Here is a 17,567-nt window from a genome sequence, read left to right as displayed (position 1 = left end):
GCCGCCCTAGGCTTTTCGACCATGGAAATCCCGAGACGCCTCATCGAGCTCAGGCATGCCGTCGAGACCGCGGACGACCGCTATCGCAACAACAGGGGCGAGAACGCGACGGTCGCCCTGGCGGTCTGGTCCGACGCCACCGCCGCCCTCGCCCGCGGCATCGCCGCCTACGCCGACGAGACCGGCCTCCCGCACCGCGAGGTGGAGTCGGCCGTACTGCGCGCGGCGCAGCGGCACGCCCCTGCGGATCGAGGGCCTCTCGGGGCCCGTTGACAGGTTTGGCTAATGGCAGTAGCTTTTAGTTAATGGCGTTAGCCGAACAGGGGAGTGGGCATGACCGAGTACCTTGCCGTCGACGGTGGCACGATCGCGTACGAGGTGACGGGGGCGGGACCGTTGATCGTCCTGGCGCACGGAGTGGGGGACAGCCGTGCCGCGTACCGCGCCGTGGTCCCGCAGTTGGTCGAGGCGGGCCACCGGGTCGCCTCGGTGGACCTGCGCGGCTGCGGCGAGTCCGGCGTCGACTGGCCGGAGTGGAGCCGCACCGCCATCGCCGGTGACCTGCTCGCCCTGATCCGCCACCTGGGCGGCCCCGCCGTACTGGTCGGCCACTCGGTCTCGGGCGGCGCCGCCACCATCGCCGCGGCCCGGGAGCCCGCGCTGGTCTCCGCGGTCGTCGAGCTGGCGCCGTTCACACGGAAGCAGTCGATGGGGCTGGGAGACCTGCGGGTGCGGCGGTTCCGCCGGGGCATGCCGCGGCTGCTCGGCGCGGGCCTGTTCGGCAGCCTGCGGCTGTGGCGTTCGTACCTCGAGGTGGCGTACCCGGGCGTGCGGCCGGACGACTGGGCGGAGCGGATCGGACTCATCGAGTCCCGGCTGCGCGAGCCGGGCCGGATGAAGGCCATGCAGGCCATGGGCCGCAGCGCGCCGACCGACGCCGGTGCGCAACTCGGCAACGTGCGCTGCCCCGTGCTGGTCGTGATGGGGACGCTCGACCCGGACTGGGCGGACCCGCACGCGGAGGGTGCGGCGGTGGTCGACGCGCTGCCGTCCGGGCTCGGCCGCCTGGAGATGATCGAGGGCGCCGGCCACTACCCGCACGACCAGTTCCCCGACGAGGTGACCGCGCTCGTGCTCGCCTTCCTCCGCTCGGACGCCACCCGTGCCTAGGGCGGGCCTGGACCCGGCGGCCGTGGTCGCGGCCGGTGCGGCGCTGGCCGACGAAGTGGGCCTCGAGGGCCTGACGATGGGTCTGCTGGCCGAGCGGCTCGGCGTGCGCACCCCGTCCCTGTACAAACACGTCGGCGGCCAGGAGGACCTCAACCGGCGGATCGCGGCCCTCGCTCTCGGCCAGGCCGCCGACGCCGTCGGTGACGCGGTCCGGGGCCGTGCCGGCCGTGACGCCCTCGCGGCGGCGGCACGCGCCTTCCGCGGTTTCGTCCTGGAACACCCCGGCCGGTACGCCGCGACGATCGGCCAGGAGCCGTCGGACCCGGACGACCCGCTGGTCCTCGCGGGGCAGCGGCTGCTCACAGCGTTCGACGCGGTCCTGCGCGGCTACGACATCGACGACCGCGACGTGAATCACGCCCTGCGCCTGCTCCGCAGCCTCTTCCACGGCTTCGCCACGTTGCAGGCGGGGGCCGGCTTCCAGTGGAGCACCGACGTTGACGAGAGCTTCGAGTGGCTGATCGCCTTCGCCGACCGTGGCCTGCGCACCTTGTGACCCCGGCCCGCCGTCATCCCTGATCCGCCGTCAACCCCAATCCGCCGTCACCCCCGATCCGCCGTCACCCGGTCACGCGTCCGCGGAGCGGCCGCGTACGGCGCCGAGCTGCGGCGGGTACCGGGTGGAGGCGAGTGTTCGGGCGAGGAGACGGTGCATCGCGGCACCTGCCTTTCCACGGGGGCCGGACGGGCGCAGGCGGGGATCCTCCCCGGCGGTCCCCCGCCTCACGCCACTCGCGTCCCCGGCATCCCCCGCACCACGCGGCCTCCAGCCACACGGCCCCCTGCCACGCGGCCACCTGCCAAGCGGCCCCCAACCTCGCCGCCTCTCGTACCCGTTGCACACTCCGCAACGCGCCGGCGCACTGCTCGTGGACGAGGGCCGGGACAAGCCGTGGACAGCGACCGACCTGCTGTGATGTGATCCCTGCGGCGGAACGATCCTGCTTGGCGCGGCCACCGGGCGAGTCCCGGGCGGCGCGCGAGGCGGGCCGCCCCCTGCGAGGCGGGGCTGCCCCCTCGGCCTGCCTCCGACGCCGGTACTGCCCGCCGGCCCGTCGCGCTGCGCCACGGCGAGCGGACGGGCCCGTCCCCCCAGGCACGAAAGTTCCGTACACATGCAGAAGACCAAGGCCGCCCTCTGGGAATTCCTCCAGGGGCTCGGCAAGACGTTCATGCTCCCGGTGGCCCTGCTCGCGTTCTGCGGCATCATGCTGGGCATCGGCTCCTCCCTGTCCAGCGACGCGGTCACTGACAACGTTGCCTTCCTGAAGGGTGAGGGCTTCCACCTCGTCTTCACCTGGATGGCCAACACGGGTCTGGTCGCCTTCACCTTCCTGCCCGTCCTGTTCGCGATGGCCATTCCGCTCGGTCTCGCCCGGGAGGACAAGGGGGTGGCCGCCTTCTCCGGTTTCGTCGGCTTCGTGGCCATGAACCTCGCGGTGAACTTCTACCTCACCGCCAAGGGCGTCGACTTCCAGGACGAGAAGGCGATCGAGCACTACGGCATCGCCGACGTGCTGGGCGTGCAGTCCATCGACACGGGACTGCTCGGCGCCGTGGCCGTCGGCATCGTCGTCAGCCTGCTGCACCGGCGCTTCCGCACCCAGCGGATGCCCGACGCGCTCGCCTTCTTCGGCGGACTGCGCTTCGTCCCGATCGTCTCGGCCCTGGTCCTGAGCGTGCTGGGTCTGCTCATCCCGCTTCTCTGGCCGACCTTCAACGGCTGGATCAACGCCGTGGGACGCGGCATCGGGCACACGGGCGTCTTCGGGCCGTTCTTCTTCGGCATGGGCGAAGTGCTGCTGCGCCCGATCGGCCTGCACCACATCCTCGTCGCCATGTTCCGCTTCACCGACGTCGGCGGTTCGGGAACCGTGTGCGGCGACCACGTCTCCGGCGCCCTCAACCTGTTCTACGCCCAGCTGGACTGCTCGGCCGCTCCCAACGGCGCGGTCACCGACGCGACGCACTTCCTCTCCCAGGGCAAGATGGCGGCCTATCTCGGCGGCCTGCCGGGTGCCGCGCTCGCGATGTACCACTGCGCGAAGCGCCGTATGCGCCCGGAGATCAAGGCCCTGCTGGTGTCGGGCGTGGTGGCGTGTGTGGTCGGTGGCATCACCGAGCCGCTGGAGTTCCTCTTCCTCTTCGTCGCCCCCTGGCTGTACGTCGTCCACGCGGTCCTGGTGGGCCTGGGCTTCCTCACGGCGGCCGTGCTCGGCGTCTTCATCGGCAACACGGACGGCAACGTCATCGACTGGCTCGTCTTCGGTGTCCTCCAGGGCTCGACGACCAAGTGGTACCTGGTGCCGGTGATCGCGGCGGTGTGGTTCGCCGCGTACTACTTCCTCTTCCGCTGGGCCATCACCCGCTTCGACCTGAAGACACCCGGGCGCGAAGACCCGCCGGCGGACGAGGAGGAGGCCGGCCGGGAGCACGGGGAGGCCGAGCGCGGGGACGAGGACCGCACCGGCGAGGCCGCCGGCTCCGGCGCGGTCACGCAGGCCCCGAGGGAGCTGGTCGCGGGGAAGTACGACGCGGTCGCCGTGCTCGAGGCGATCGGCGGCGCCGGCAACATACGGTCCCTGGACAACTGCATCACCCGCCTGCGCATGACCGTGGCCGACGCCGAACAAGTCGACGAGGCACGGCTGAAGAAGCTGGGAGCCGTCGGCGTCGTCAAGCTCGACGGGCACAACGTGCAGGTCGTCATCGGCCCCCAGGTCCAGTCCCTGAAGGACGCCCTCGCCACGATGATCCCGGTGGGCTGACCGTGGCGCCGCACTCCCCCCGGCCCGGGCCGACGCCGTCGTCCCCTCCCCCGTCCCCGGTGTACGACTTCGACACGCCGGTGGACCGGCGCGGCACCTGGTGCACGCAGTGGGACTACGTCCAGGACCGGTTCGGCGTGCCGGACCTGCTGCCGTTCACGATCTCCGACATGGACTTCGAGACCGCTCCCGAGGTCCTGACGGCGCTGCGCGGCCGTCTGGACCACGGGGTGCTCGGCTACTCGCGCTGGCGCCAGGACGACTTTCTCTCCGCGATCGTGCACTGGTACGCCTCGCGGCACGGAACGGAGGTGGACCCCGGTTCGGTGGTCTACGCGCCCTCCGTCGTCTACCAGGTCTCCCGGTTGCTGCGTCTGTGGTCACGGCCGGGCGACGGGGTGGTCGCCCACACCCCGATGTACGACGCGTTCCCCAAGACCGTGTCGGCGAGCGGGCGGCGGCTGCTGGCGTGTCCGCTGGACGACTGGGCGGAGCTGGAGCGGCTGCTGGCACTGCCCGACACGGCCGTGCTGCTGCTGTGTTCGCCGCACAATCCGACGGGGCGGGTGTGGACGGCCGCCGACCTGGACCGGATGGCCCGGCTCTGCGCACGGCACGGCGTCGCGGTGATCAGCGACGAGATCCACTCCGACCTGGCGTACGCCCCGCAGGTGCACCGTCCCTGGGTCCGGCACGCGGGAGACGGCCGCTGGGCCGTGGTGACGTCGGCGTCCAAGTCCTTCAACATCCCGGCGCTGACCGGCAGTTACGGCATCATCGGCGACCCGGCCTCGCGCGACGCCTATCTGCGGGAGCTCAAGGAGGCGGACGGGCTCTCCTCCCCCGCGGTGCTGTCGCTGGTCGGTCACATCGCGGCGTACCGCGAAGGCGCACCCTGGCTGGACGCGCTGCGGACCTATCTGGCGGGGAACCTGGCGATGGTCGCCGACCGGCTCCGCGAGGCGTTCCCGCGGCTCGGCTGGCAGCCACCGGACGCCGGCTACCTGGCGTGGATCGACGTGCGGCCCCTGGGCGTCGACGACGAGGAGTTGCAGCGCGAGCTGGTGGAGGTGGAGCGGGTGGCGGTCATGCCCGGCGCGGCCTACGGCTCCCCGGGTCGGGTACGGCTCAACGTCGGCTGCCCCCGCTCGAAGGCCGAGGCGGGCGTCGAGGCCCTGGTGCGGGCGCTGCGCCGGCTCACCCGTGCCGAGCGGCCGTGAGCAGCGGCGCTCGGAGCCGGACCGGGTGCCCGTAGGCACTCACCGCGTCCGGAGTCGCCCCGGTGCGGGGTCGCCCCGTGCGAGAGCGCCCCGGTCGAAGTCGCCCCGGGTGGCCGTGAACCTGGTGCCCGCGCACCGTCGTGGGCCCTGCGAGGATGCCTCGCCGGCCCCGCGGGGCGCAGGCCACGGCCCCTCGCGTTGCGGGGGCCCCGGCCGCGGCGGAGACTGGCCGGGAGTGGCGGCGGCCGGAGAGGGCCTGGGCGATGGGTGACTACGCGGACCTTCGTGGGGTCAGCACCTGGTACGAGACCGAGGGCACCGGCGAACCGCTGGTCCTGCTGCACGGCGGCCTGTGCGCCAACGACACGTGGGGCGCCCAGCGTCCCGATCTCGCCGCCGCGTTCCGCGTCTTCCTCCCCGAGCGGCGCGCGCACGGTCACACCCCGGACGTGCCGGGCCCGCTCACCTACCGGGACATGGCCGAGGACACCGTGGCCTTCCTCGAGACCGTGGTGGGCGGACCGGCGCACCTGGTGGGCTGGAGCGACGGAGGCGTCGTCGCCCTCCTCGTCGCCCTCTCCCGGCCCGACCTGGTACGCGGACTCGTGGTGATCGGGGCCACCTTCCGGCCGGGGCCGGAATGCTTCGCCGAGCCCGGGATGCTCGACGCGATGACACCCGAGGGACCGGACCTGGCCTTCTTCCGCGAGATGTACGAGGCCGTCTCGCCGGACGGCCCGGACCACTGGCCGGTGGCGGCGGCGAAGGTGCTCGACATGTGGCGCACCCAGCCGACGCTCACCACGGACGAACTGGCCCGTGTCCAGGCACCGACCCTCGTCCTGGCCGGTGACGACGACCTGATGACACTGGAGCACACCTGCGCGCTCTACCGTGCCGTGCCCGGTGCCCAGCTCTGCGTCGTCCCCGGAGCCTCCCATCTGGTGCCGCTGGAGAAGGCAGCTTTGGTCAACGGCCTGATCAAGGACCACCTCACCCAGGGCGAGGTCGAGACGATGCTGCCGGTCAGGCGGGCTCCCGCGCGCGGCGAGTGACGCGACGTCAGCGGCGCGGGGCCACCGGAGCCGCCGGGGTCACCGGGTCGAGGGCCAGCGCGGCGAACGTCGCCAGCCAGTGGTCGGTGGTGAAGTCGCCGCGCTCCACCGCCGGCAGGCCCGCCGCGAGGTGGGCGTCGGCCGCCGCGTCCAGGCGGGCACGGACGGCTCCGCCGGGCAGGGCGTCGGCGAGGGAGCGCAGCGCGGCGGCCCTGCTGAGGGTCAGCCCGAGCAGGTGGCCGATCTGCGGGTCGGCGTGGTCGGAGACCACGGGCACCTCCAGCAGGGCGCAGGGCGCACCCGCCCGCAGTCCGGGCAGGAAGCGGTCGAGCCACGCCGCGAGCCGCTCCGGCCCGAGCACCCTGCGCATCGCGTCGGCCTCGGTGAGCGCCGGGGACAGGAAGTCCTGGCCCGAGGGTTCCCAGTGCGCGGGAGCGTCGTGGTCGTCGGCGAACCAGCTCAGCAGGCGTTCGCGCACGGCCCGGTCGGTCCCGGCCGACAGCTCGCCCGAGTCGAGTGCGAGGCCCAGTGCGAAGGCGCTGTTGGGGTGGTTGCCGTGGCGTACGGGATAGGTGGCCTTGGGCAGCCAGTGGGCCAGCAGGTCGTCGACGGCGTCGACGGCCGGTTTCAGCGCCCCGGTCCAGCGGTCGCCCTCCGCTCCCCCGTGCGCCCGGCACTCGGCGGCGAGCGCGAGCAGCCACGCCCAGCCGTAGGGGCGCTCGAAGGACGGGCGGTCGCGCAGGTAGGCGGCCTCGGTGGCGAGGTGCTCCGGGGTGAGGTGCCGGTCGAGCACGGCGACGGCCGCCGCCGTGTCCGGCAGCGCCGGGGTGCCTCCGTGCCGGCGGAGCAGGCGGACGAGCAGCCAGTGCATGTGCACCGAGGAGTGCCAGTCGTAGGCGCCGTAGAAGGCGGGGTGCAGCGAGCGGGGTTCGTGGTCCTCGTCGGCGGACGTGATCAGGTGGGCGGGGAAGTTCGGGTACGCGCGGGTGATGTTCGCCAGGGCGAGCTGGGCGAAGGGGGCCGCGTGGGCGCTGAGCGGCATCAGTGGGTGGCTCCTTCGGTGACCTTCAGGTCCTGATCGGCGGGGATGCGTGCGGCGGTGGCCAGCAGGGCGCGCAGGCCGTGGGCGACGGTGGCGGGCGGCAGGGCGGGCGCGGTGCCGTCGGGCACCTGCTCCGGCGCCCAGGGCACGTGCGCGAACCCGCCGCGCAGGCGGGGGAACTCGGTGGCGACGAGGTGGCCGAGGCCGTACGCCACGTGGTTGCAGACGAAGGTGCCGGCCGTGTTGGAGACGGCGGCCGGGACACCGGCCTCCCGCATCGCGGCGACGCACGCCTTGACGGGGAGGGAGGAGAAGTAGGCGGCGGGACCGCCCGGGACCACCGGTTCGTCGATCGGCTGCCGGCCCGCGTTGTCGGGGATGCGGGCGTCGTCGACGTTGACGGCGACGCGTTCGACGGTGACGCCGGGGCGGCCGCCCGCCTGGCCCAGGCAGAGGACCAGGTCGGGGGCCTCGGCGCGGACGGCGTCGCGCAGGACGGTGAGGGACTCGCCGAAGACGCAGGGCAGTTCGGCGGCGGTGACCGTGAGCCCGGCGGGCGGTTCGGCCGCCACCAGGGACGCCGCCTGCCAGGACGGGTTCACGCGCTCGCCGCCGAAGGGGGCGAAGCCGGTGACGAGGACACGGGTCATGGGCGGTTCCTTGCCTTGCTGGGCGGGTCGTACGGGCGCCGGTGCGGCGGGCGTACGGCCGCCGGGACGGTCTGGCGTAGCGGCGCCGGTGCGACGGGCGCACGGCCGCCGGGACGGTCTGGCGTCCGGGCGCCGGGGCGGTCTGGCGCAGCGGCGCCGGTGCGGGGCGCGGTCGGCGCCCGGAGGGCGGGGCGGTCAGACGGCGAAGAGCGCCATGATGACCGTGCAGCAGCCGAGCAGCGCGATGCCGGTCGGCAGCTGAGCCTTGATCGGCCCGTACTGGTCCTTCAGTTCGAGCAGGGTGGCCGGGACGATGTTGAAGTTGGCCGCCATCGGCGTGCACAGGGTGCCGGCGAAACCGGCCAGCATGCCGATCGCGAGGACGCCGGGCTCGTTGCCGTGCATCTGCTGGATGAGCACGGGCCAGCCGATCGCCGCCGTCATCACGGGGAAGGCGGCGAAGGCGTTGCCCATGATGACGGTGAACAGGAACATGCCCACGCAGTACGCGACGACGGCGAGGTACTTCGAGTCGTCGGGGAGGACCTTGTTCATGATGTCGCCGACCTGGTCGCCGACTCCGGCGGCGGCGAAGATCGAGCCGAGCACCGCCAGGAGCTGCGGCAGCAGCAGGGCGGAGCCCATCGCCTCCAGCATGGAGCGGCCGGAGTGGATCGGGACGGAGAGCTTCTTCTCGCCGGTGACGAGCATGCCGACGACGAGCGCGACGACGCAGCCGAGGCCGAGCCCGAGGAGGGTGGCCTTGCCCGACTCGAAGAGTCCGGACTCGTCGAGCACGGAGGCGCAGACGATGGCGACGAGCGGGATGGTCAGGGCGGGGATGAAGATCTTGTTGCCGAGCCGGGCGGCGGCGGCGTCGCGCTGCTCACCGGTGGTGGTGACCGGGACACCCTTGCCGAGGAAGTTGAAGCCGGCGAGCACGATGAGGGCGAGGACGGCGACGCCGAGCGGTTCGGCGGGCAGGGTCCAGTCCCCGTTGCCGGCGGTGGCGTTGGCGACGCCGGTGCCGTACGGGAAGGTGAGTCCGAGCAGGCCCCAGAACGCGGCGGACGTCCACCGCTTCGGGTTGCTGCGGTCGGTGGCCATCTGCACGGCCATGACGACGAAGACGAGGCCTATCAGCCAGTAGAGCCATTCGACCTTGATCACTTGTCGGCCCCCTCGGGAAGCGGCAGGTCGTGCTCGGCGGCGGCCTGGGCCATCTCGCGTTCGAGCTGCCTGTCCATGAGCAGCAGTCGGGCACCGTGGATGAGGAAGGCGCAGACGGCGAGCGGAATCGCCCACAGGGCGAGCTGGGTCGGCTCGATGTCCTGGTGGTACGTGGAGTTCACGAAGCCGGTGATCAGCAGGATGGAGCCGATGGCGATGAAGCAGTCCTCGCCGAAGAAGACGCCCACGGTGTCGGCCGACGCCGAGTAGGAGCGCACCTTCTCGCGCAGCCTGTCGGGGAGCCGCGCCCCGGTGGAGCGCTCGGCGGCCGCCTCGGCCATGGGCGCCACCAGGGGCCGCACGGTCTGTGCCGGGCCGCCGATGCTGTTGAGGCCGAAGGCCGCGGTGACCTGCCGGACCAGCAGGTAGACGGTGAGGAACCGGCCGGCGCTGAGCTTGCCCAGGCGGCCGATCAGATTGCGGGCCTGCTCACGCAGGCCGTAGCGCTCGAGCAGCCCGATCACCGGGAGCACGATGGCGTAGACGGTGACCGAGCGGCTGTCGGCGAAGGACCGGCCGAAGGCCGCGAGGACCTCCAGCGGGTCCATCTTGCCGAGCAGTCCGGTGACGATACCGGCGACGCCCACCACGAGGACGGGGTTGCGGCGCGTGACGAATCCGAGGATCACCACGACCACACCGAGGAGAACGATCATTCGGTGGCCTTCTTCAGGCATGAGGGGGCAGGGCACGGATCCGGAGCTTCGGAACGTGACTCATCGGTCCCGGGGACCATAGCTCCTGATACGTGGCAGATGCACGGACACTAGCGATCGTTCAACGATCTAACAAGAGGTGAATCCTCATCTTCTCCGGGAGCGGTCGAGCCGGTTTCCTCTTGTCGGATCGTTCAACGATCGTCTACGTTCAAGGTGTGATCGACCTCAACGCAGACCTCGGTGAGGGCTTCGGCCGCTGGACCCTCACCGACGACGACGCCCTGCTCTCCGTCGTCACCAGTGCCAACGTCGCCTGCGGGTTCCACGCGGGCGACCCCTCGGTGATGCGCCGCGTCTGCGACCTCGCCGCGGAGCGCGGGGTGCGGATCGGCGCCCAGGTGTCCTACCGCGACCTGGCGGGCTTCGGGCGGCGCGCCATGGACGTCCCCGCCGACGAACTGGCGGCCGAGGTGGCGTACCAGATCGGCGCGCTCAGGGTCTTCGCCGAGGCGGCGGGTGCCGCGGTGGCCTATGTGAAGCCGCACGGCGCGCTCTACAACCGCACCGTGCACGACGACGGGCAGGCACGGGCCGTCGTGGACGGGGTACGGCTGGCGGGTGGCGCGCTGCCGGTGCTCGGCCTGCCGGGCTCCCTGCTCCTCGCGGCCGCCGCGGACGCGGGGCTCACCGGCGTCCCGGAGGCCTTCGCCGACCGCGCCTACACCGCGCAGGGCACCCTGGTCCCCCGCCGCGAGCCGGGCTCGGTGGTGACGGACGCGGACGCGGTGGTGCGCCGTGCGGTGTCGTTCGCCGTGCGGGGCCGGGTGGAGGCCGTGGACGGTACGTCGGTGGCGGTCGCCGCCCGTTCCCTGTGCGTGCACGGCGACACACCGGACGCCGCCCGGATCGCCGCCCGGGTGCGCGCGGCGCTGGAGGAGGCCGGGGTCGGGATCGGGGCGTTCGCATGACCGTCTCCCGGCCCCTCACCGCGTATCCCGCCGGCCGCCACGCCCTGCTCGTCGAGCTGTCCGACGCCGAGCACACGGCGGCCTTCCACACCGAGGTGCTGCGCAGGCGCGCCGCCGGCTCCCTGCCGCCGGTCACGGAGGTGGTGCCGGGGGCGCGGACCGTCCTGCTGGACGGGGTGCCCGACCCGGAGGCGCTGGCCCGCCGGGTCACCGAGTGGGAGGTGCCGCCGGTCGCGGACGACACGGGTGACGTGGTGGAGATCCCGGTGCGCTACGACGGGCCCGACCTGGCCGACGTGGCGGCCCTGTGGGGGGTCGGACCCGGCGAGGTCGGCGCCCGCCACGCCTCGTTCACCTACCGGGTCGCGTTCTGCGGTTTCGCACCCGGGTTCGGCTACCTCACCGGGCTCCCCGCCCACCTGAACGTCCCGCGCCGGTCCACGCCCAGGACCCGCGTGCCGGCCGGCGCGGTCGCTCTCGCCGGCCCCTACAGCGCGGTCTACCCCAGGGCCACGCCGGGCGGCTGGCAGCTGATCGGCACGATGCCCGACCCGCGGCCGCTGTGGGACCCGGCGCGGGAGCGGGCCGCGCTGCTCACGCCGGGGACGCGGGTGCGGTTCGTCACGGCGGACGGCACGGCGGACGTCACGGCGACGAAGAGCACGCCGGAGGACGGCACGCCGGAGGACGGCACGTCGGCGGACGGCACGCCCGCGGGCGGCACGGCAGCGGACGGCAGGCCCGCGGACGGCGCCGGGCGGGGCCGCACCGCGACCGACGACAGCGCCGCGGACGGCGCGCCCCGGGAGGCCGGGGCATGACGGCCGGGTTCACGACCGTGCGCGCCGGGGCGCTCACGACGGTGCAGGACGCGGGCCGTCCCGGCCACGCCCACCTGGGCGTCCCCCGGTCCGGCGCCCTGGACGCGCCCGCCATGCGGCTGGCCAACCGCCTCCTCGGCAACGACCCGGACGCCGCCGTCCTGGAGACCACCCTGACCGGGTGCGCGCTGCGACCCGACCGGGACGTCACCGTCGTGGTCGGCGGGGCGCCCTGCCCGGTGAAGGTCGACGGCAGGCCGGCGGCCTGGGGCGCGCCGGTGCGGGTCCCGGCGGGCGCGGTGCTCGACGTCGGTACGGCGTCCGCGGGCGTCCGCTCGTACGTGGCCGTGGCGGGCGGTGTCGCCGCCCGGCCCGTCCTGGGCAGCCGCTCGACGGACCTGCTGTCGGGGCTCGGCCCCGCCCCCCTGCGGGACGGAGAGGTCGTGGCGGTGGGGGCCCCCGCGCGGCCGGTGCCGCCGCAGGTGGCCGCCCCCTGGCCCGGACCGCCCGCCGAGCTGGTCCTGCCGGTCCGTCCGGGCCCCCGCGCCGACTGGTTCTCCCCGGCCGCGCTGCGCACGCTCACCTCGGCCACCTACCGGGTCTCGCCGCACAGCAACCGCATCGGCCTGCGCACCGAGGGCCCGGCGCTGGAACGGACGTCAACGGGTGAACTGCCCAGCGAGGGCATGGTCCTGGGTGCCGTACAGGTGCCGCCGGACGGACGCCCGGTGATCTTCCTGCACGATCATCCGACCACCGGGGGCTACCCGGTCGTCGCGGTGGTGGCGGAGCCGGCTCTCGCGGCGGCGGCCCAGGCCGTCGCCGGAACACCGGTGCGCTTCACCCTCGCCTGACGGCCCACCAGCCGGCGGCCGCGCCGACCGCGTACCAGAACAGATCAGGTGCGTTGAAGGTGGAGCCGAGGACCAGCCGGGCCGCCGTGCTCTGCCGGGCGAGGTGCGCCGGCAGGTCGGTGAGCTGGAGGAACTCCACGGCCCAGCTCACGGCCAGGGCCACCGCCGCGGTCTTCGCCGGGGTGGTCCGCGGCGCCGCGACGCGGACCAGGGCGAACAGCAGCAGGGTGTACAGCGCGTCTCCGCCGTACTTGGCCACCTCCCCCGCCGCCACGGCCCTGAGCGCCAGCCCGGCGCCGGCGATCACCGCTGCGGCCCTCGCGGCGGCGAGGCGCGTCCGCGTCGGACCGGGCCGCACGGCAAGCGGGGTGGAGGAGGACGTCATGCCTCCATTGTGCGGTCGGTCCGACCGCCGGTGTACCGGGGTGGGTGGCGGACGCGCCCGGCGAGGTGGGGCGCCAAGTCGTTCCCGGCCCGGGAGCGTTGACGAGCCGGTGCGCCGCCGCGCCGCGCCGGGCGGGGCGGTGGGCACCCGGCGGAAGGGGAACCGGGTGCCGCACCGCCGCACGGCGTCGGGGGCTCAGCAGGTGGGCACGCCGGGGAGCCAGGCGTCGGCCACGTCGATGAAGATGTTGGAGACGTAGCCGCCGTAGTCGGGCAGGTAGGACCAGGCGTCGTTGCTGTAGCCGTCGTACGTCACGGGCTCGCCGTGGACCTGGCACCGCACGCGGACCGTCGTGGGGCCGGGCAGGCTCGCCACGCTGGTGGACGTGGTCGTCGCCTGCTGCCGGACGCTGACGTCGGCGCCCCAGGTCGGGAACGCCGTGGTGTCGCCGCCGCCCTCGGTCCACAGGTAGGTGACGGTCACGTAGCCGTTGTCGTTCAGGCCGACGTTGTAGAAGGTGCCGTCGGCGAGGTCGATGCCGGCCGGGTTGGCGACCTGCCGGCCGAACTCGTCGCGCCCGCCGTTGTACCCGTCCTGGTGGGCGGCCTGCGCCTCGGGAAGCCCTTGCGGCAGGTCCTTCCACTGCTCGCGCTGCGCCGAGGGGTTCCAGTGGTCGTCGTGCGTGTTCCAGGGGCCGACGTCCCACACCGGAGCCGTCTCGCACCGGGCCGGTCCGCACACCTGCACCGAGTACTGGCCGCTGCCGGCCGGCGACAGCGCCCGGCGGGAGGGGAGGGCCACGAAGTGGTCGTTCGCCTGGATGACGTGGCCGTTGGCGGTCGTGTGCCCGACGAGGCCCTCGCGGGTGGCGTAGACGCGGGCGGAGAAGGCGGCGGCCCTGGTCTCCGGTGCGGAGGCGTCGGGGGCGCCGCCCGTGTCGTCGGCCGTCAGGGTCAGGCCCCGTACGGCCGCGGTGGGCTCGTCCTCCGCGTTCCACAGGGTGAGCCGGGCCTGGACCTCGACGACGTCCCGGGGCAGTTCGGCCGGGGCGCCGGCGGCGGCCCGCCGCCACTCGGTCCAGGTGCCGTCGGCCGCGCGTCCGCGCACGTCGACCTCGACTCCGGCCGCGTCGGGCACCGTGGCGTCGAGGTCCACGGCGACCCGGTTCACGGGGCGGTCCACGGGGTGCGTCTCCAGCACGGCGGAGGCGTAGCCGCGGTCCCGGCCGAGGGAGGCGGGGCTGACGGAGCCGTCCCGCACGCGCAGGGCGCCCGACGCGTAGCGGACGTTGACGTCGTCGGCGCCGGTCCCGGACAGGTCCACGCGCCAGGACACCGGAGCGGGCGGGACGGAGGCGTCGGCGGCGGCGGGGGCGGCGGGGGCCGGCACGGCGGCCAGGGCCGTGGCGGCGAGGGCGAGCAGGCACACCGTGCCGCTCAGGGCGCGTGCGGCGCGGGGTCTGCGGCGCGGGGCGGGGCCGCGGCGTCGGAGGGAGGGGATCAGCATGCGGGCACTCCTGGGAGCCAGGCGTCGTCGACGTCGTTGGAGAGGGCGGAGAGCGTGACCGCCGTGGCCGGACAGGTGCGGCCGGGCGTCGTTGCTGTAGCCGTCGTACTCGACGAGGCCCCCGTGGACCCGGCATGCCACGCGGACGGTCGCCGGTCCGGGTGGACTCGCCACCCGTGCGGAGTCGGCCGCCGGCAACCGGGTGGGACCGTCGAGGCACCGTGCACCTGCGCCATTTGTACAGGTGAAGCTGTACAGCTCGACCTGTGCACATTAGCCTTGGGGACATGAGCGAGAACGAGAGCCCGTCGCCGTCGGCCGTCCAGGCCTCGCGCGAGGTCCGCGCGGTCATCAGCCGGCTGCGCCGACGCATCCTCAAGGCGTCCGAGGTCGAGGACCTCACGCTGAGCCAGTCCTCGGTCCTGACCCGGCTGTCCGACCAGGGAGGGGTGACGGCCAGCGAACTCGCCGCCACCGAAGGGGTCCGGCACCAGTCGATGACGGCGACGGTCACCGCGCTCGCCTCCATGGGACTCGTGGCGCGGCACCCCGACCCGGACGACGGACGGCGCCTGCTGATCACCCTCACCGCGGAGGGCGTGCGCCGCGTGGAGGAGGGGCGCCAGGTCCGGACGGAATGGCTCGCCGCCCGGTTGCAGGCCAGGTGCACGGAGGAGGAACGCCAAGCCGTCATCGCGAGCATGGCCGTGCTGCAACGACTGACCCGTGACTGAAGCGAGGACGGGCCCCGCGGCCGGGGCGCTAAGGCCCGGCTTCGACCGCAGGCTGCTGCCGCCGATGCTGCTGGGTTCGGTACTGAACCCGATCAACTCGACGATCGTCGCGGTCGCCCTCGTCCCGATCGGCAGGGCGCTCGGGGCACCGGCCTCGCAGACGGCCTGGCTCGTCTCCGCCCTCTATCTGGCCACGGCACTCGGTCAGCCGGTCGTCGGCCGGCTCATCGACATCTTCGGACCGCGTCGGCTCTTCCTCGTCAGCACCGGCCTCGTCGGCGTCGCCGGTGTCGTGGGCGCCCTCGCGCCCGGCCTCGGGGTCCTGATCGGCGCGCGGGTCCTGCTCGGGTTCGGCACCTGCGCCGGCTATCCGGCGGCGATGGCCCTGGTGCGCGGCGAGGCCGAGCGCACGGGGCGGGACAGTCCCGGCGGGGTGCTCACCGCCCTGGCGGTCGCCAACCAGACGATCGCCGTGGTCGGCCCGCTGCTGGGCGGACTGCTGATCGCGGTGGGCGGCTGGCGCGCCACCTTCGCCCTGAACGTGCCCCTGTCCGTCGCGGCCGTACTCCTCGGGCTGCTGCGGCTGCCCAAGGGCGGGCCGGCGGGCGGATCCCCGCGGCACGGGAGCCCGTCGTCCCGGCTCGACCTGCCCGGCATGGGGCTGTTCGCCGCGATGCTCGTCTCGCTGCTGCTCTTCCTGATGAATCTGCACCTGCGTGACTGGTACCTGCTCGCGCTGTCCGCCGCCGCGGGAGCCGCGTTCGCACTACGGGAACTGCGGGCCGCCACCCCGTTCATCGACCTGCGGGTGCTCGGCGGCAACACCCCGCTGCTGGCCACCTACGGCCGGGCGCTCGTCGCCTATGTCGTCGCGTACTCCTTCCTCTACGGCTTCACCCAGTGGACCGAGGAGGGCTTCGGTCTGACCCCCTTCCACGCCGGTCTGGCGCAGATGCCCATGTTCCTGCTGGCGATCGGGGTCTCGATCGTGTCGGGCCGCAGTACGAGCGTGCGGGGGAAGCTGCTGCTCGGCGCGGCCGGACAGATCGCCGCGTGCCTGGTGATCCTCACCCTGACCGGGGACAGCCCGCTGTGGACGCTGCTCCTGGTCGCGCTGGTCTTCGGCATACCGCAGGGGCTGAACAACCTGGCCCTGCAGAACTCCGTCTACTTCCAGACCGACCCGGAGCGCACCGCCTCCTCGGCCGGGTTGCTGCGCACCTTCTCCTACATCGGCTCGATGGTCGCCACCTCCGCGACCGCCGCAGCCTTCGGGCAGCATGCCGACACCGGCGGCCTGCACCGGCTGGCGTGGGTCATGCTCGGCGCCGGTGTGCTCTACCTCCTGCTGACCCTCTTCGACCGCACCCTCGGCCGCACGACGGGGGCGGGCAGGGGTGAACGGGCCGCAGGGTAGAGCCGGCCGGGCGACCGTGACCGGACGCTCACCGGGCCCCTCCCCCGGGCGGACCCGGGGTGCCGGAGCCGCCGGCGTTCAGGTGTTGCAGCGCCTCGACCAGCTCGTGGCAGGCCCGCTCGACCGACCGCCGGGTGTGGAGCTGTTCGCTGATCACCGCGGAGAGCAGCAGGGCGGTGAGCCCCAGGGTTCCGTTGAAGGCCTGGAGTCTCATCAGCGTCTCGATGTCGGTCAGCGGTCCGAAGGAACCGGCCTCCTGCCGGGCCACGACGGTGGCCGTCACCGAGACGTACAGGGCGCACGGGATGCCGCCCGCCAGCTGGAAGCGCAGCGCCGACCAGATCAGGAGCGGGTACGCCAGGAACAGCAGACTGATCGAGCTGTACATGATCAGCGGCACCACGACGCACACCACGACGGTGAGCCCGACGGCCTCGGTCCAGCGCGCGGACAGCGGCGGCAGACGCGCGCGGTAGAGCAGGAGCAGCAGCGGGGTGACGAGGACGACCCCCATGGCGTCACCGACCCACCAGGCGAGCCAGATGATCCCGAGATGTTCGGTGGGGAGCTTGTCCGACAGCAGCAGCATGCCGACGCCCGTCCCCGAGCTGATCAGCATCGCGGTCAGCGCCCCCAGGAAGACCAGCGCCAGTCCGTCCCGCAGGCGGCTCAGGTTCACCCGGAACCCGACCGCGCGCAGCATCAGCCAGGCGCAGACGGGGGCGACGGTGTTGCCGGCCACGATCCCCACGGCCTCGGGCCCCGGGGCGCCCAGGGAGACGACGACCAGCAGGGCGCCCAGGGCGATGCCCGGTAGGCACCACGGGCCGAACAGGAGCAGACAGGCCACGGCGAGACCGGTGGGCGGCCAGATGGGCGTGACGACCGCCCCGTCGGCGGTCAGCTGCTGGGACAGCCCCAGCCGCCCCGCCGCGTAGTAGCAGCCGGCGATCAGCAGCGTTGCGCAGGCGAGGAGGACCGGTCGCGGCCACGCACGAATACCCACCACAGCAGCCATCAGACACCGC

General features: G+C 73.6%; 17 protein-coding genes and 1 pseudogene. 11 read left to right on the top strand and 7 right to left on the bottom strand.

The genetic code is table 11. The features are described 5' to 3' along the window. The first annotated feature begins 21 nt into the window (after positions 1-21). The 6 genes from ACIBCJ_RS03515 (at position 22) to ACIBCJ_RS03490 (ending at position 6,273) form a co-directional block, all read left to right on the top strand. The gene (locus ACIBCJ_RS03515; protein WP_362098241.1) at positions 22-273 is read left to right on the top strand and encodes a hypothetical protein; all 252 of its coding nucleotides are present in this window, start codon (positions 22-24) and stop codon (positions 271-273) included. A gap of 60 nt (positions 274-333) precedes the next feature. Then, the gene (locus tag ACIBCJ_RS03510) at positions 334-1,170 is read left to right on the top strand and encodes an alpha/beta hydrolase (protein WP_362098238.1); all 837 of its coding nucleotides are present in this window, start codon (positions 334-336) and stop codon (positions 1,168-1,170) included. A gap of 22 nt (positions 1,171-1,192) precedes the next feature. Further along, complete coding sequence (locus ACIBCJ_RS03505; RefSeq protein WP_365978917.1) at positions 1,193-1,726, top strand: TetR/AcrR family transcriptional regulator; 534 nt, start codon at positions 1,193-1,195, stop codon at positions 1,724-1,726. Positions 1,727-2,345: 619 nt separating this feature from the next. Beyond that, a complete protein-coding gene (gene malX / locus ACIBCJ_RS03500; RefSeq protein WP_365978627.1) occupies positions 2,346-3,998 on the top strand; it encodes a maltose/glucose-specific PTS transporter subunit IIBC in 1,653 nt (550 codons plus the stop codon). Between the two features lie 59 nt (positions 3,999-4,057). Beyond that, positions 4,058-5,218, top strand: a complete 1,161-nt coding sequence (locus ACIBCJ_RS03495; RefSeq protein ID WP_365978628.1) for a MalY/PatB family protein — start codon at positions 4,058-4,060, stop codon at positions 5,216-5,218. Positions 5,219-5,481: 263 nt separating this feature from the next. Beyond that, a complete protein-coding gene (locus ACIBCJ_RS03490) occupies positions 5,482-6,273 on the top strand; it encodes an alpha/beta hydrolase (protein WP_362505855.1) in 792 nt (263 codons plus the stop codon). 7 nt (positions 6,274-6,280) lie between these two features. Here the strand turns inward: ACIBCJ_RS03490 and ACIBCJ_RS03485 are convergent, their stop codons facing one another. From ACIBCJ_RS03485 to ACIBCJ_RS03470, 4 genes are all read right to left on the bottom strand, one after another. Then, the gene (locus ACIBCJ_RS03485) at positions 6,281-7,315 is read right to left on the bottom strand and encodes a DUF2891 domain-containing protein (protein ID WP_365978629.1); all 1,035 of its coding nucleotides are present in this window, start codon (positions 7,313-7,315) and stop codon (positions 6,281-6,283) included. After that, positions 7,315-7,965, bottom strand: a complete 651-nt coding sequence (pcp, locus tag ACIBCJ_RS03480) for a pyroglutamyl-peptidase I (RefSeq protein WP_362098225.1) — start codon at positions 7,963-7,965, stop codon at positions 7,315-7,317. Before pcp ends, ACIBCJ_RS03485 begins: the two co-directional genes overlap by 1 nt. A gap of 195 nt (positions 7,966-8,160) precedes the next feature. After that, positions 8,161-9,135 carry a DUF979 domain-containing protein gene (locus ACIBCJ_RS03475; RefSeq protein WP_362505864.1) on the bottom strand — a complete coding sequence of 325 codons (975 nt, stop codon included), beginning with the start codon at positions 9,133-9,135 and terminating at the stop codon, positions 8,161-8,163. After that, positions 9,132-9,851 carry a DUF969 domain-containing protein gene (locus ACIBCJ_RS03470; RefSeq protein ID WP_362098220.1) on the bottom strand — a complete coding sequence of 240 codons (720 nt, stop codon included), beginning with the start codon at positions 9,849-9,851 and terminating at the stop codon, positions 9,132-9,134. The genes ACIBCJ_RS03475 and ACIBCJ_RS03470 overlap by 4 nt, the downstream gene beginning before the upstream one ends. A gap of 218 nt (positions 9,852-10,069) precedes the next feature. Between ACIBCJ_RS03470 and ACIBCJ_RS03465 the strand changes: the two genes are divergently transcribed. From ACIBCJ_RS03465 to ACIBCJ_RS03455, 3 genes and pseudogenes are all read left to right on the top strand, one after another. Continuing rightward, the gene (locus ACIBCJ_RS03465; protein WP_365978630.1) at positions 10,070-10,822 is read left to right on the top strand and encodes a 5-oxoprolinase subunit PxpA; all 753 of its coding nucleotides are present in this window, start codon (positions 10,070-10,072) and stop codon (positions 10,820-10,822) included. After that, positions 10,819-11,454: pseudogene (locus tag ACIBCJ_RS03460) on the top strand (allophanate hydrolase subunit 1); the annotation flags it as partial. The gene ACIBCJ_RS03465 and the pseudogene ACIBCJ_RS03460, both read left to right, overlap by 4 nt. Before the next feature lie 185 nt (positions 11,455-11,639). Then, positions 11,640-12,497: a biotin-dependent carboxyltransferase family protein gene (locus tag ACIBCJ_RS03455; RefSeq protein WP_365978632.1), complete on the top strand. Its 858-nt coding sequence runs from the start codon at positions 11,640-11,642 to the stop codon at positions 12,495-12,497. On the opposite strand, the gene ACIBCJ_RS03450 is transcribed toward ACIBCJ_RS03455, so the two are convergent. Next, positions 12,484-12,882: a DUF2809 domain-containing protein gene (locus tag ACIBCJ_RS03450; RefSeq protein WP_365978633.1), complete on the bottom strand. Its 399-nt coding sequence runs from the start codon at positions 12,880-12,882 to the stop codon at positions 12,484-12,486. The two genes, ACIBCJ_RS03455 and ACIBCJ_RS03450, sit on opposite strands and share 14 nt — an antisense overlap. A 195-nt stretch (positions 12,883-13,077) precedes the next feature. Beyond that, positions 13,078-14,388 (bottom strand): hypothetical protein, encoded by a 1,311-nt coding sequence (locus ACIBCJ_RS03445; RefSeq protein ID WP_365978634.1) that lies wholly within the window; start codon positions 14,386-14,388, stop codon positions 13,078-13,080. Between the two features lie 287 nt (positions 14,389-14,675). On the opposite strand from ACIBCJ_RS03445, the gene ACIBCJ_RS03440 reads away from it, so the two are divergent. Together ACIBCJ_RS03440 and ACIBCJ_RS03435 are read left to right on the top strand one after the other, a co-directional pair. Further along, positions 14,676-15,122, top strand: coding sequence for a MarR family transcriptional regulator (locus tag ACIBCJ_RS03440; protein ID WP_362505879.1), 447 nt, complete (start codon positions 14,676-14,678; stop codon positions 15,120-15,122). Positions 15,123-15,186: 64 nt separating this feature from the next. Continuing rightward, a complete protein-coding gene (locus ACIBCJ_RS03435) occupies positions 15,187-16,539 on the top strand; it encodes an MFS transporter (RefSeq protein WP_365978635.1) in 1,353 nt (450 codons plus the stop codon). 28 nt (positions 16,540-16,567) lie between these two features. Here ACIBCJ_RS03435 and ACIBCJ_RS03430 read toward each other — a convergent pair whose 3' ends face one another. Beyond that, on the bottom strand, positions 16,568-17,557 hold the full coding sequence (locus tag ACIBCJ_RS03430) for an MASE1 domain-containing protein (RefSeq protein ID WP_362098197.1): 990 nt from the start codon (positions 17,555-17,557) through the stop codon (positions 16,568-16,570). Positions 17,558-17,567 lie beyond the last annotated feature (10 nt).

The sequence above is a fragment of the Streptomyces sp. NPDC051136 genome (genome assembly GCF_044455745.1).
Lineage (GTDB): Bacteria > Actinomycetota > Actinomycetes > Streptomycetales > Streptomycetaceae > Streptomyces.
This window is presented reverse-complemented; position numbering and strand designations above follow the sequence as displayed.

Bases quoted from the DNA above. Each gene is read 5' to 3' on its own strand.
- ACIBCJ_RS03430 (WP_362098197.1), bottom strand. From the start codon at position 17,557: ATGGCTGCTGTGGTGGGTATTCGTGCGTGGCCGCGACCGGTCCTCCTC.
- malX (WP_365978627.1), top strand. From the start codon at position 2,346: ATGCAGAAGACCAAGGCCGCCCTCTGGGAATTCCTCCAGGGGCTCGGC.
- pcp (WP_362098225.1), bottom strand. From the start codon at position 7,965: ATGACCCGTGTCCTCGTCACCGGCTTCGCCCCCTTCGGCGGCGAGCGC.
- ACIBCJ_RS03445 (WP_365978634.1), bottom strand. From the start codon at position 14,388: ATGCTGATCCCCTCCCTCCGACGCCGCGGCCCCGCCCCGCGCCGCAGA.
- ACIBCJ_RS03490 (WP_362505855.1), top strand. From the start codon at position 5,482: ATGGGTGACTACGCGGACCTTCGTGGGGTCAGCACCTGGTACGAGACC.
- ACIBCJ_RS03510 (WP_362098238.1), top strand. From the start codon at position 334: ATGACCGAGTACCTTGCCGTCGACGGTGGCACGATCGCGTACGAGGTG.
- ACIBCJ_RS03515 (WP_362098241.1), top strand. From the start codon at position 22: ATGGAAATCCCGAGACGCCTCATCGAGCTCAGGCATGCCGTCGAGACC.
- ACIBCJ_RS03440 (WP_362505879.1), top strand. From the start codon at position 14,676: ATGAGCGAGAACGAGAGCCCGTCGCCGTCGGCCGTCCAGGCCTCGCGC.
- ACIBCJ_RS03485 (WP_365978629.1), bottom strand. From the start codon at position 7,315: ATGCCGCTCAGCGCCCACGCGGCCCCCTTCGCCCAGCTCGCCCTGGCG.
- ACIBCJ_RS03470 (WP_362098220.1), bottom strand. From the start codon at position 9,851: ATGATCGTTCTCCTCGGTGTGGTCGTGGTGATCCTCGGATTCGTCACG.
- ACIBCJ_RS03455 (WP_365978632.1), top strand. From the start codon at position 11,640: ATGACGGCCGGGTTCACGACCGTGCGCGCCGGGGCGCTCACGACGGTG.
- ACIBCJ_RS03435 (WP_365978635.1), top strand. From the start codon at position 15,187: ATGCTGCTGGGTTCGGTACTGAACCCGATCAACTCGACGATCGTCGCG.
- ACIBCJ_RS03450 (WP_365978633.1), bottom strand. From the start codon at position 12,882: ATGACGTCCTCCTCCACCCCGCTTGCCGTGCGGCCCGGTCCGACGCGG.